Below are 12,623 nucleotides of genomic sequence, written 5' to 3'. Positions count from 1 at the left end.
AATATACGTGCTACTATCCTGTGAAGTGTTTGACACACTGGAGTATGCAGATTGTTGGAATGGACATTTCTGTAAATTTGTGTATAATAAAGTAGAAATAAGAATTGCAGGAGCTGTAAAGTGCTTAGGAGCAAAATACCTTTTGCCCCTGACATTATAGAAAATATTTATAGGAATAACAGACAGTGAATGAGAAATTGGTCTGTTGTAAATGAATGAAATAAAATGAGGAATGACATCATGAGTAAATTATCAGTGGTACTTCCGGCATATAATGAGGAGCTGATGGTTGGGAAAACCTGTCGGGTGCTGGCGGAAGTTCTTACAGAAGCGAAGATTCCCTATGAGCTGGTGGTTGTAAACGATGGTTCCGGCGACCGGACATGGGAAGAAATTCAGAAGGCAGGAGAGAGGGATGCGAATGTGACAGGCGTTCTTTTTTCCAGAAATTTCGGAAAGGAAGCAGCGATTTTCGCAGGACTGGCGCAGGCCTGTGGAGATGTGGTGGCTGTCATGGACTGTGACCTGCAGCATCCGCCGCAGACACTTCTTGAGATGTACAGGCTGTGGCAGGAAGGCTATGAAGTGATCGAGGGTGTGAAGGCAGACAGAGGAAAAGAGGGCTTTTTACATAAAGAATGTGCCGGATTTTTCTATGATATCATGTCTAAGGCAACTAAGGTAAATATGAAGGATGCCTCGGATTTTAAGATGATGGACAGGAAGGCTGTGGACAGTATTCTGTCTATGCCTGAGAGGAATATGTTCTTTCGGGCTACTTCTTCCTGGGTGGGATATAAGACTACCAGTGTGGAATTTGAGGTGCAGGAGAGAGAGGCCGGCGTTTCCAAGTGGTCTCCGTGGTCTTTGGTGAAATATGCGTTCACAAATATAGTGGCATTTACTACTTTTCCGCTGCAGTTTGTTACGATCACAGGAGCGATATGTTTTGTCTGTTCGCTGGTCCTTATGGTCTATTCGCTTGTGCAGTATTTTACAGGTTCTGCAGTGGAAGGTTATACCACCCTGCTGATGGTGCTGCTTCTGGTGGGAAGTGCCATGATGATCAGTCTTGGGATCATTGGATATTATATTTCCAAGATTTATGAAGAAGTAAAGCGCAGACCGAGATATATTATTTCAAAAGTAATTAAGAATGGAAATATACAGGACTGAGAGGATATATTTTATGAAGCAATGGATCAGAAAAATGTATGAAAGTTCCGTTATCCGCTATATTTTCTTTGGCGGATGTACCACTATGGTAAATCTGGTCAGCTTTTTCATTCTCAGAAAGCTGAAGGTGGAGCTGAATATCGCCAATATTATTTCGATCATCCTGGCGATCCTGTTTGCCTATGTGGTAAATTCGAAGTATGTTTTTCAGGATAAATGCGAGACATTGAAGGATCATGTTCAGCCATTCTGCAAATTTGTCAGTGCCAGACTGGTCACTATGGTGATAGAGGTTGGCGGTGTATGGCTGCTTGTGTCAGTGATGGGGCTTAATGATATGATCGGGAAATTCCTGACACAGTTTATTGTGTTGATACTGAATTATGTATTCAGTAAATTTTTTGTGTTTACAACAGGGAAATCAAAATAATGAAGGAAAAGAGAGGGAAAACTCATGACTCTGGAAGAAGCTATTGCAAAGATTAAGCCATTAGATCACAATGCCATGGAAATTGCACAGAAAAGATGGGACAGTATTGCGAAACCACTGCATTCTCTTGGAAAACTGGAGACTCTTTTGATCCAGATCGCGGGAATTACAGGAAACGCAGAGGTGGATCTTTCCAGGAGAGGTCTGATCGCCATGTGCGCGGATAATGGCGTGGTAGAAGAGGGTGTGACACAGACCGGACAGGAAGTTACTGCCATCGTTGCCGAGAATTTTCTGAAATATGACACATCTGTCGGTGTGATGTGTAAGCAGAACCATGCGGAGATTTTTCCGGTGGATATGGGGATGGTGACGGACACAAAAGTCCGCACAGACCATAAAATTGCCTATGGTACACAGAATATGACCAAGGGTCCTGCCATGACAAGAGAACAGGCTGTAAAGGGGCTTGAAGCAGGCATTGACATGGTAAGGGAACTGAATGATAAGGGCTACCGGATTCTGGCAACAGGGGAAATGGGAATCGGAAATACAACCACCAGCAGTGCAGTTGCTTCTGTGTTATTGAAACAGCCGGTGGAAGAGATGACAGGGCGCGGCGCAGGTCTGACCAGCGAGGGACTTGTGCGCAAGATCAATGCGATCAAAAAAGCCATTACATTAAATAAACCGGATCCTGAGGATGCCATTGATGTTCTGGCAAAGGTAGGCGGTCTTGATATCGCTGGAATGGCAGGTGTCTTTCTGGGAGGTGCGGTTTATGGTATTCCTGTAGTCATGGACGGATTTATTTCCTGTGTTTCTGCGCTGATTGCCATGCGTATCTGCCCGGCTGCGAGGGATTATATTCTTGCATCCCATGTATCAAAAGAGCCTGCTGCCCATCTGATCCTTGAGAATATGGGGAAAGAGGCAATCATTCATGCGGATATGTGTCTGGGCGAGGGAACCGGAGCAGTAGCTTTATTCCCGATCCTTGATCTGGCAGCAGCGGTTTATCATTCTATGAGTACTTTTGACGATATCCACGTGGAACAGTATGAGGAGTTGAAATAATGCTGACGCTTGTGACAGGGGGAAGCGGGAGCGGAAAATCCGCTTTTGCGGAAGACAGGGTGCTTTCTTTCGGAGATGCACAGAGGATTTATATAGCGACCATGCACCCTTTTGATGAAGAGAGCCATAAAAGGATCGAGAGACACCAAAAGATGCGTGCAGGAAAAGGTTTCGAGACAGTTGAGTGCTATACAGGGCTTAAAAATGTGAAACTGCCTGCCGGATGTGTGGTGCTTCTGGAATGTATGTCGAATCTGGTGGCAAATGAAATGTTTGAAGAGCAGGGAGCCCATGACCGGACAGTTTCGGAAGTTACAAAAGGGATTGAGAATCTGCTGGAACAGGCTGCTCATGTGGTAATCGTTACAAATGAGATTTTTTCAGATGCGGTTGTGTTTGATGGAGATATGGATTCTTATCTGGAATATCTGGGAAAAATCAATCAGGCTGCTGCGCAGAGAGCTGATGAAGTGGTGGAAGTTATATATGGGATACCAGTCTTTCACAAATCCACAGATACCTGCAGCAATCTTTGCAAATAATCTATTTGACAGGATTGCCATACTATGAAAAAGAGGAATTGATCAATGAAATCTTTATGGAATAATTTTAAGGTGGCATTTGCCATGTTTTCTAAGATTCCCATGCCACGCGCTGACTGGACAAAGGAAAACATGAAGTATATGTTCTGTTTTTTTCCGTTTATCGGAACTGTGATCGGCGGGCTGACTATGCTGGTGGCGTATCTGGGACTTCGGTTTGGGTATCAGCCTGGATTCGTGACAGCAGTGTTGGTGCTGGTACCTGTATTTGTGACAGGCGGGATCCATGTGGATGGTCTTTTGGATACTTCGGATGCCCTGAGTTCCTGGCAGGAGAGAAGCAGAAGGCTGGAGATTCTTAAGGATTCCCATGCAGGTGCTTTTGCCGTTATTACTGCGGCGGTATATTTCATTGCCTGGTACGGCGCGTACAGTCAGTTGTTTAACAGTGCAGAGAATATGAGGGCGATCGGAATTCTGAGCCTTGGATTTATGGTTTCCAGATGTCTGTCAGGAATCGGAGTTATTACCTTTCCGAAAGCAAAGGCAGACGGTACAGTTGCTGAGTTTTCCAGAAATTCTTCAGATGTGCTCTCGAGAAATGTGCTGATCGTCTATCTGGTGCTTCTGGCTGCGGGAATGATCTTGATCCGGCCTGTATGGGGAAGTCTGGCTTTTGTGGGAGCTTTGTTGATTTTCTGGTATTATCATCATATTGCGATGAAGTACTTTGGCGGGACAACCGGGGATATTTCGGGATTCTTTCTTTGTATCTGTGAAGTTGGGATGGCATTGATCCTGGCGGTGGTTTCTAATTTTTGAGGAGAAGAGTATGGAAATGATAATCGGCGGTGCATATCAGGGAAAGACTGAATATGCCAGGAAACAGTATCCACAGTTAAGGTGGAGTGACGGCGGTTCTGTCACAGAGGAGGAACTGATGAATGCTCAGGGTGTGATTGGTTTTCAGCAGTATATCCGCAGTGAACTGGAGAATGGAAAGGATGTGTCAGATCTTGCGGAAAAAATCATCTGTAAGAATCCGGATATTGTCCTTGTCTCTCAGGAAGTAGGGTACGGGGTTGTACCTGTGGATGCTTTTGACAGAAAATACAGAGAGGCTGTAGGGCGTGTATGTACGAAGCTGGCAGCATACAGCCATAAGGTGACGCGCGTGATCTGCGGGATTGGAACGGTGATCAAAGATGATTAAATTATGGCTGATCAGACATGGAAAAACAGAAGGGAATAAACTTTCCAGATATATCGGCACAACGGATGAGCCGTTATGTCAGGAGGGAACAGAGTTTCTGCATAAGATGGATTATCCAAAGGTTCAGGCGGTTTATGTAAGTCCTCTGAAACGCTGCGTGCAGACAGCAGAGATCCTTTTTCCGGGAGAGCCGGTACATATTATTGAAGAACTGGCAGAATGCGATTTCGGAGAATTTGAAAATAAGAACTATAAAGAGCTGGAAGGTAATCCGCACTATCAGGAATGGATTGACAGCAACGGTACTCTGCCTTTTCCGGGAGGAGAAAGCAGGGAAGGGTTTAAAAGCAGAAACCTGAGAGGATTTGACAGGGTTGTGTCCGGATGTATCCGCAGCCATGTGGCAGAGGCGGCACTTGTCATCCATGGCGGTACGATCATGAATATCATGGAAGAGTATGCAGATATACAGAAACCATTTTATGAGTGGCATGTGAGAAATGGCGGCGGCTATGAGGTGGAGCTGGATGAGAATCTCTGGAAGAATGGACGAAAACAGCTCAGGGTTAATTCTGCGATTATGGAAGGATAACTCTCCTATCTTACAAAAATTGTTGACAAACCTGAAAATTTGTCATAAAATCAGCTTCATCAGAAAACAGGAAAATCAAAAAAAGAACGAGGTTGTTCATTGTCATCAATGACTGCCCCGTTCTTTTTTTATCTGTTCACCGGAGATAGTATAAAGCCTAAAAAAAATTTGAAAAACCAAAAAGTTTTTGTAAATTCTACTTGCATTATCCGGAGAAGTATGTTACAGTATTAGTACATAATTCCTAAACAAAAGGTAAAAAGCAGTAGCGAATTGGTAGTTTTTAACAAGTAAAAGGAGGAACTATATGCTGGTAATTGGTAATGGAAGAATGATCACACAGGACGCATCCAACCCATTCCTGGAGAATGGTGCTGTAGCAATGGATGGTAACACCATAGTAATGGTGGGGGTAACTGAAGAGGTAAAGAAAGTTTATCCGGATGCTGAATTTGTTGATGCGAAGGGTGGGGTTATCATGCCGGCATTTATTAATGCCCATGAGCATATCTACAGCTCCTTTGCAAGAGGCTTAAGCATTAACGGATATAATCCTCAGGGATTTCTGGATATTCTGGATGGCTTATGGTGGACAGTTGACCGTCATCTGACACTGGAGCAGACAAAGCTTTCTGCATATGCTACATACATTGATTCTATCAAGAATGGTGTAACCACAGTGTTTGACCACCATGCAAGCTTTGGCCATATTACAGGTTCCCTCAATGCGATCGAGGAAGCTGCGAAGGATTTAGGTGTGCGTACCTGCCTCTGCTATGAGATTTCTGACCGTGACGGAATGGAGAAATCCAGAGAATCTGTAATGGAGAACGTGAATTTTATCAAGCATGCACTTGCAGACGACAGTGATATGATCGCCGGAATGATGGGTATGCATGCATCCTTTACAATCTCTGATGAGACAATGGCTCTCTGCAATGAACTGAAGCCGGAAGGTGTTGGATATCACATCCATGTAGCAGAAGGCATTTACGATCTCCATCAGTGTCTGAAAGAGCATGGCAAACGTATTGTTGACCGTCTTCATGACTGGAACATCCTTGGACCGAAGACTTTGCTCGGTCATTGTATCTATGTGAATGAACATGAGATGGATCTGATCAAAGATACAGATACCATGGTTGTACATAACCCGGAATCTAACATGGGTAATGCCTGTGGATGTCCTCCGACCATGAGAATGGTACAGAAGGGAATCCTCACAGGTCTTGGTACAGACGGATATACTCATGATATGATGGAATCCTGGAAGGTTGCAAATGTTTTACACAAACACAGCCTCTGCGACCCGAACGCAGCCTGGGGAGAAGTTCCACAGATGCTTTTTGAAGGAAATGCAAAGATTGCAAACAGATACTTTAAGAAACAGCTCGGTGTCCTGAAAGAGGGTGCGGCAGCAGACGTGATCGTGATCGATTATGATCCGCTGACACCAATGAATGAAAGCAACATTAACGGACATCTGATGTTCGGTGTAAACGGAAGCATGGTCCAGACTACTGTATGTAACGGTAAAGTCCTGATGAAAGACCGCGAAGTCCTTGTATGCGACGAGGCAAAAGTTATGGCAGACTGCCGTCAGGCTGCAAAAGAACTTGCAGATGATATTAATGGTTAATCTGTAAAGAATTGTAAAGAAGATAAGTTTTCTGCCTGGCAAAAATAAATGTAAACAAAATATAGAACGGATGGAGAGAAGCCATACCGTATGAAATAATGGAGGATCGGATTATGAGTGAAGTCATGACCTGTATGCCCTTTGAACAGTTAATGAACTGGGTATTAGAAGAAAAGAAAACAAAAGGAACAGTTTTCGGACAGCACAGAGCTTATGCAGCGGAAACTGACAGGAAGCTGAATATATTTGAGAGAAATCTGGAAACACCGATCGGACCTGCTGCAGGACCGCATACACAGTTAACACAGAATATTGTTGCTTCTTACTATGCAGGCGCACGTTTCTTTGAGCTGAAAACAGTTCAGAAGATGGACGGTGCAGAGCTTGCAGCCTGTATCAACAGACCATGTATCCTTGCAGATGATGAAGGATATAACTGTGAATGGTCTACAGAGCTTTATGTTCCTCAGGCAATGGGAGAATATATTAAAGCATGGTTTATCCTGCATGTGATCGCCAAAGAATTTGATCTGGGTGCACAGGACGGATTCCAGTTCAATATTTCCGTTGGATATGATCTTGCAGGGATCAAAGAGCCAAAGGTTAATACTTTCATTGACAGTATGATGGAAGCAAAAGATACAGAAATCTTTAAAGAATGTAAACAGTGGTTATTGGACAATGTAGATAAATTTGAAAAAGTTACAAAAGAGGATATTGAGGCGATTCCGTCTGATATCTGTAATTCCGCAACAATCTCTACTCTCCATGGATGTCCTCCAAACGAGATTGAGAGCATTGCAAATCATCTGTTTAAAGAGAAACACCTGAACACATTTATCAAATGTAACCCGACTCTTCTGGGATATGAATTTGCCAGAAAGACCATGGATGACATGGGATATGATTATATGGTATTCGGTGATTTCCATTTCAAAGATGACTTACAGTATGAAGATGCGATCCCGATGTTTAAGAGACTGCAGGCACTTGCAGATGAACTGAACCTTGCATTTGGTGTGAAGATCACCAATACATTCCCTGTAGATGTTACAAGAAATGAACTTCCAAGCGAAGAAATGTATATGTCCGGAAAATCTCTTTTCCCGTTATCTATTTCTCTTGCAGCCAGACTTTCCCGGGAATTTGACGGAAAACTCCGTATCGCTTATTCAGGCGGTGCTGATTACTATAATATCGACCGTATCGTCGGATGTGGTGTATGGCCTGTAACAGTGGCAACTACACTTCTGAAGCCGGGCGGATATCAGAGATTTACCCAGATGGCAGAGAAAGTAATGGCTGACGGTGTAAAAGAATGGAAAGGTATTGATGTAGCTGCACTTGAGCAGTTGGCCGAGGATGCGAAAAAAGATGCTCACCATGTAAAGAGCATCAAACCGCTTCCTAAGAGAAAAACAGATTCAGAGGTTCCGCTCCTTGACTGTTTCTTTGCTCCATGCGAAGAAGGATGTCCGATCCACCAGGATATCACAACCTATGTGAAGCTGGCAGGAGAAGGCGATTATGTACAGGCATTAAGAGTTATCCTTGAGAAAAATGCACTTCCATTTATCACAGGTACTCTCTGTGCGCACAACTGTATGTACAAATGTACACGTAACTTCTATGAAGAACCTGTAAATATCCGCAACACTAAGCTCATCGCAGCACAAAACGGATATGATACAGTGATCGGTGAGATCAAAGCAGGCACAGCAGACGGTAAGAAAGTAGCTGTTGTAGGTGCAGGTCCTGCAGGTATTGCTTCTGCATACTTCCTTGCAAGAGCAGGTGCTTCTGTAACAGTATTTGAGAAAGAAGAGAAAGCCGGCGGCGTGATCCGTTATGTGATCCCGGGATTCCGTATCTCTGATGATGCAATCGATAAAGATGTTTCCTTCATCCAGAAGATGGGTGTGGAGATCAAAACAGGTACAGAAGTGAAATCTGTACAGGAATTAAAAGCACAGGGTTATGACGCAGTGATCGTTGCAACAGGTGCAAATAAACCGGGTACTCTGAAGCTTGAAAAGGGTGAAACCATCAACGCTCTGAAATTCTTAAGAGATTTCAAAGCAACTGACGGTAAGGTTGCGCTGGGTAAAAACGTAGTTGTGATCGGTGGCGGTAACACTGCCATGGATACTGCAAGAGCTGCGAAACGTACAGAAGGTGTAGAACATGTTTACCTGGTATACAGAAGAACCAAACGCTATATGCCAGCAGCAGAAGATGAGTTACTAGAAGTACTGGAAGAGGGCGTAGAGTTCAAAGAACTTCTTTCTCCTGTATCTCTGGAAAACGGCAAACTGCTCTGTAAGAAGATGGAACTTGGCAGCATGGATGCTTCCGGACGTGCAGGTGTAACAGAAACGGGCGAAACAGAAGAAGTTTTGGCTGATACAGTGATTGTTGCAGTTGGCGAGAAAGTTCCGACTGAGTTCTATGAAGCAAATGGTATTGCGGTCAATGAGCGTGGAAAAGCCCGCATCAATGATAAGACAATGGAGACAAGTGCAGAAGGCGTTTACGTTGTCGGTGACGGTGCAAGGGGAGCTGCTACGATCGTAGAAGCGATCCGCGACGCACAGGTTGCTGCAAAAGCAATCCTTGGACATGATATTGTAAAAGGACAGCCTGTACCGGGAACAGAAAAAGACTGTTACTCCAAAAAAGCAATACTCAAAGAAAGCAAGGACGCTGCGAACGAAAGTGAGCGCTGTCTGACCTGTAATAAAGTCTGTGAGAATTGTGTAGATGTATGTCCAAACAGAGCAAACATCTCCATCAAAGTTCCGGGAATGGCAATGAATCAGGTGATCCATGTAGATTATATGTGTAACGAATGCGGCAACTGCAAGAGCTTCTGTCCATATGCAAGTGCACCGTACAAGGATAAATTCACATTATTTGCTTCTGAGGCAGATATGGCAGACAGCACAAATGATGGATTTGCAGTGATCAATCCGGAGACAAAAGAGTGCAAGGTTCGTCTCCTTGGTCGGATTTCCGACTGCAAGGCAGATGATGCAAATGATAAGTTGTACGAAGGTCTTCGCAGACTGATCTGTGCAGTGATCGATGATTACAGCTATCTGATCATGAAATAATAATCATAGTGACAACAGGAATCAAGAGCTGGAAAAAAATTTAATTTTGTAATATCAGATAACTTATAAAGAAATATTTAACGCTGTCCACAGCAAAAAAAGGCTGTGGACAGCGTTGCATATCAGGCTGAATCGCGGCCGCATGTTACTTTTGTAATAAATTCATGCGGTATCACAGGCAGATAAAAAACAGAAAGAGGTAAACTCTGGCTGACTGCCCTAATTGGCAGACGTGCGAAAAAGAAAGGAGAGTCCGATATGGCAGTATTTACAGTCAATGGACAAAAAGTCGAACCGACCGGAAATCAGAAACTACTGCGCTTTTTGAGGGATGAACTTCATCTGACTTCAGTGAAGGACGGCTGCAGTGAAGGAGCCTGCGGAGCCTGTACAGTTATAATTGACGGAAAAACATGCAAGGCATGTGTGCCGGACACAGATTTACTGGATGGCAGGACAGTGATCACAGTAGAAGGACTGACTGAATGGGAGAGGGAAGTCTATACCTACGCTTATGGAAAAGCAGGTGCTGTTCAGTGTGGATTCTGTATTCCGGGTATGGTAATGTGTACAAAGGCTCTTCTGGACGTGAACAAAGAGCCCACAGATGATGAGATTAAATATGCACTGCGCAATAACTATTGCCGCTGCACGGGCTATGTAAAAATTATGGATGCAGTAAGGCTGGCTGCGAAAGTTTTAAAGACGGGTGTGATCCCGGATGATCTGGATCCGGACTGGAATATAGGACACAGAGTATCCAGAGTGGATGTGGAGGAGAAAGTACTGGGAACCGGCAAATATCCGGATGATTTTTACTTTGACGGAATGCTGTATGGGGTGGCACTCAGAAGTAAATATCCACGTGCACGTGTACTTGAGATCGATACAGCAGCAGCAAAGGCACTTTTCGGGGTAGAAGCGGTATTAACAGCAGAGGACATTCCGGGAGAGAATAAGATCGGACATCTGAAACATGATCAGTATTCACTGATACCTGTAGGGGGTCTGACACATTATCTTGGAGATGCCATTGCCGTTATTGCTGCAAAAGACAGAGAAACAGCTGAGAAAGCTAAGAAACTGATCAAAGTAAAATATGAAGTGCTGCCTCATATTCGTACAATTGAGGAAGCAGCGGCAGAGGATGCACCGAAGGTATTTGATGAAGAAGAAAATAATATCTGTGCACATAAACATATCAGCAGAGGAAATGCAGATGAAGCAATCCGTAATTCCAAATATGTGATCAGTCATCATTTTGAAACCCCATGGACAGAACATGCATTTCTTGAGCCTGAGTGCGCAGTGGCTTTGTATGATGAGGACGGAGATATTTTCGTATATTCCACAGATCAGTCTGCACACCAGACATTACATGAGTGTTCCCTGTTACTTGGAACGGACAGAGTAAAGGTACAGAATGCACTTGTAGGCGGCGGATTCGGCGGAAAGGAAGATATGACAGTACAGCATCTGGCTGCGCTGCTCACTTATGCTACTAAGAAACCGGTGAAGATGAAACTGACCAGAGCAGAATCCCTGCTGGTTCATCCGAAGCGTCATCCGTTTTATATGGATATGACCATGGGCTGCGATGAGAACGGCAATATCATGGGGGTAAAAGCGAAAGTAGCATCAGATACAGGTGCATTTGCCTCACTTGGCGGTCCTGTGCTGGAACGTGCATGTACTCATGCGGCAGGTCCCTATCATTATGAGAATTTCGAGATTGAAGGAACTGCTTATTATACCAACAATCCGCCTGCCGGAGCGTTTCGCGGGTTTGGTGTAACCCAGACCTGTTTTGCAACAGAAACCCTGCTGAATATGATGGCAGACAAAGTAGGTATCACTCCATGGGAAATCCGTTACCGCAATGCGATCCGTCCCGGTGAGACGCTTCCGAATGGTCAGATCGTAGATAATTCCACAGGTCTTGTGGAGACACTGGAAGCTGTAAAGAAGAAGTATGATGCTGCTCTGGAAGAAGGAAAACCGGTGGGAATCGGCTGCGCCATGAAGAATGCCGGTGTCGGTGTCGGTATCCCGGATACAGGCCGCGTGAAACTCGTATTTGAGAAAGATAAAAAGCTGCACATCTATTCCGGTGCTTCCTGTATCGGCCAGGGACTTGGTACAGTCCTGACACAGATGGTAGTTACCAATACAGATCTGAAGCATGAAGATATTGTATATGAGAGAAGTAATACCTGGTTCGCACCGGATTCAGGTACAACTTCCGGCTCCAGACAGACTCTGGTAACAGGGGAAGCCTGCCGCAGAGCCTGCGATAAGGTTATGGAGGACCGCAATGCAGGTAAGACCATTGATGATGTGATCGGTAAAATTTATTATGGGGAATATCTTGCAAAGACAGATCCTCTTGGCGCAAATGTGCCGAATCCTGTTTCCCATGTAGCCTACGGCTATGCGACGCAGATGTGTATCCTGGATAAAAAAACAGGTAAGATTGAGGAAATGGTTGCTGCACATGATGTGGGCAAGGCAGTCAATCCACTGTCCTGCGAAGGTCAGATTGAGGGCGGCGTAGTGATGTCCATAGGATTTGCACTGAGAGAGCATTATCCGATTGATGAGAACTGTAAACCAATTGACAAGTATGGATCTCTTGGCCTGTTCCGCTCTCATGAGATTCCGAAAATCGATGCCATCGTTGTTGACAAACCGGGACTGAATGTAGCCTGTGGTGCCATTGGAATCGGTGAGATCACCTCTATCCCAACTGCACCTGCAATTGCAGATGCATATTTCAGATGGAATGGTGAAAGACAGTATAGTCTTCCTCTGACCGGAACACCATATGAAAGGAAGTGCTGA

General features: G+C 44.5%; 10 protein-coding genes. All 10 read left to right on the top strand.

Annotation, left to right across the window (positions count from 1 at the left end; translation table 11 throughout):
- Positions 1 to 240: 240 nt before the first annotated feature.
- The 10 genes from NQ550_RS10970 to xdh all read left to right on the top strand — a co-directional run bounded on the left by NQ550_RS10970 (position 241) and on the right by xdh (position 12,623).
- A complete protein-coding gene (locus NQ550_RS10970; RefSeq protein WP_025578673.1) occupies positions 241 to 1,176 on the top strand; it encodes a glycosyltransferase family 2 protein in 936 nt (311 codons plus the stop codon).
- A gap of 13 nt (positions 1,177 to 1,189) precedes the next feature.
- Positions 1,190 to 1,606, top strand: coding sequence for a GtrA family protein (locus NQ550_RS10965; RefSeq protein ID WP_008703288.1), 417 nt, complete (start codon positions 1,190 to 1,192; stop codon positions 1,604 to 1,606).
- 24 nt (positions 1,607 to 1,630) lie between these two features.
- The gene (cobT, locus tag NQ550_RS10960; protein ID WP_025578674.1) at positions 1,631 to 2,683 is read left to right on the top strand and encodes a nicotinate-nucleotide--dimethylbenzimidazole phosphoribosyltransferase; all 1,053 of its coding nucleotides are present in this window, start codon (positions 1,631 to 1,633) and stop codon (positions 2,681 to 2,683) included.
- Positions 2,683 to 3,225 carry a bifunctional adenosylcobinamide kinase/adenosylcobinamide-phosphate guanylyltransferase gene (locus tag NQ550_RS10955; RefSeq protein ID WP_025578676.1) on the top strand — a complete coding sequence of 181 codons (543 nt, stop codon included), beginning with the start codon at positions 2,683 to 2,685 and terminating at the stop codon, positions 3,223 to 3,225. The genes cobT and NQ550_RS10955 overlap by 1 nt, the downstream gene beginning before the upstream one ends.
- A gap of 45 nt (positions 3,226 to 3,270) precedes the next feature.
- The gene (locus NQ550_RS10950) at positions 3,271 to 4,047 is read left to right on the top strand and encodes an adenosylcobinamide-GDP ribazoletransferase (protein ID WP_008703284.1); all 777 of its coding nucleotides are present in this window, start codon (positions 3,271 to 3,273) and stop codon (positions 4,045 to 4,047) included.
- Positions 4,048 to 4,057: 10 nt separating this feature from the next.
- Complete coding sequence (locus tag NQ550_RS10945) at positions 4,058 to 4,438, top strand: bifunctional adenosylcobinamide kinase/adenosylcobinamide-phosphate guanylyltransferase (RefSeq protein WP_025578679.1); 381 nt, start codon at positions 4,058 to 4,060, stop codon at positions 4,436 to 4,438.
- Complete coding sequence (locus NQ550_RS10940) at positions 4,431 to 5,030, top strand: histidine phosphatase family protein (RefSeq protein WP_022381051.1); 600 nt, start codon at positions 4,431 to 4,433, stop codon at positions 5,028 to 5,030. The genes NQ550_RS10945 and NQ550_RS10940 overlap by 8 nt, the downstream gene beginning before the upstream one ends.
- A gap of 307 nt (positions 5,031 to 5,337) precedes the next feature.
- Positions 5,338 to 6,669 carry a putative aminohydrolase SsnA gene (gene ssnA, locus NQ550_RS10935; RefSeq protein WP_008703281.1) on the top strand — a complete coding sequence of 444 codons (1,332 nt, stop codon included), beginning with the start codon at positions 5,338 to 5,340 and terminating at the stop codon, positions 6,667 to 6,669.
- A gap of 113 nt (positions 6,670 to 6,782) precedes the next feature.
- The gene (gene ygfK / locus NQ550_RS10930) at positions 6,783 to 9,782 is read left to right on the top strand and encodes a putative selenate reductase subunit YgfK (RefSeq protein WP_025578682.1); all 3,000 of its coding nucleotides are present in this window, start codon (positions 6,783 to 6,785) and stop codon (positions 9,780 to 9,782) included.
- A 258-nt stretch (positions 9,783 to 10,040) separates the two neighbouring features.
- Complete coding sequence (gene xdh, locus NQ550_RS10925) at positions 10,041 to 12,623, top strand: selenium-dependent xanthine dehydrogenase (protein ID WP_025578683.1); 2,583 nt, start codon at positions 10,041 to 10,043, stop codon at positions 12,621 to 12,623.

Origin of the sequence: Blautia wexlerae DSM 19850 (genome assembly GCF_025148125.1) — a bacterium.
GTDB classification, from domain to species: domain Bacteria; phylum Bacillota; class Clostridia; order Lachnospirales; family Lachnospiraceae; genus Blautia_A; species Blautia_A wexlerae.
The sequence above is the reverse complement of the archived record's forward strand: the minus strand, read 5'-3'. Positions and strand labels throughout refer to the sequence as shown.

Coding starts and splice junctions, on each gene's coding strand:
- NQ550_RS10940 (WP_022381051.1), top strand. CDS start 4,431: ATGATTAAATTATGGCTGATCAGACATGGAAAAACAGAAGGGAATAAA.
- NQ550_RS10945 (WP_025578679.1), top strand. CDS start 4,058: ATGGAAATGATAATCGGCGGTGCATATCAGGGAAAGACTGAATATGCC.
- xdh (WP_025578683.1), top strand. CDS start 10,041: ATGGCAGTATTTACAGTCAATGGACAAAAAGTCGAACCGACCGGAAAT.
- NQ550_RS10965 (WP_008703288.1), top strand. CDS start 1,190: ATGAAGCAATGGATCAGAAAAATGTATGAAAGTTCCGTTATCCGCTAT.
- ygfK (WP_025578682.1), top strand. CDS start 6,783: ATGAGTGAAGTCATGACCTGTATGCCCTTTGAACAGTTAATGAACTGG.
- NQ550_RS10950 (WP_008703284.1), top strand. CDS start 3,271: ATGAAATCTTTATGGAATAATTTTAAGGTGGCATTTGCCATGTTTTCT.
- ssnA (WP_008703281.1), top strand. CDS start 5,338: ATGCTGGTAATTGGTAATGGAAGAATGATCACACAGGACGCATCCAAC.
- cobT (WP_025578674.1), top strand. CDS start 1,631: ATGACTCTGGAAGAAGCTATTGCAAAGATTAAGCCATTAGATCACAAT.
- NQ550_RS10955 (WP_025578676.1), top strand. CDS start 2,683: ATGCTGACGCTTGTGACAGGGGGAAGCGGGAGCGGAAAATCCGCTTTT.
- NQ550_RS10970 (WP_025578673.1), top strand. CDS start 241: ATGAGTAAATTATCAGTGGTACTTCCGGCATATAATGAGGAGCTGATG.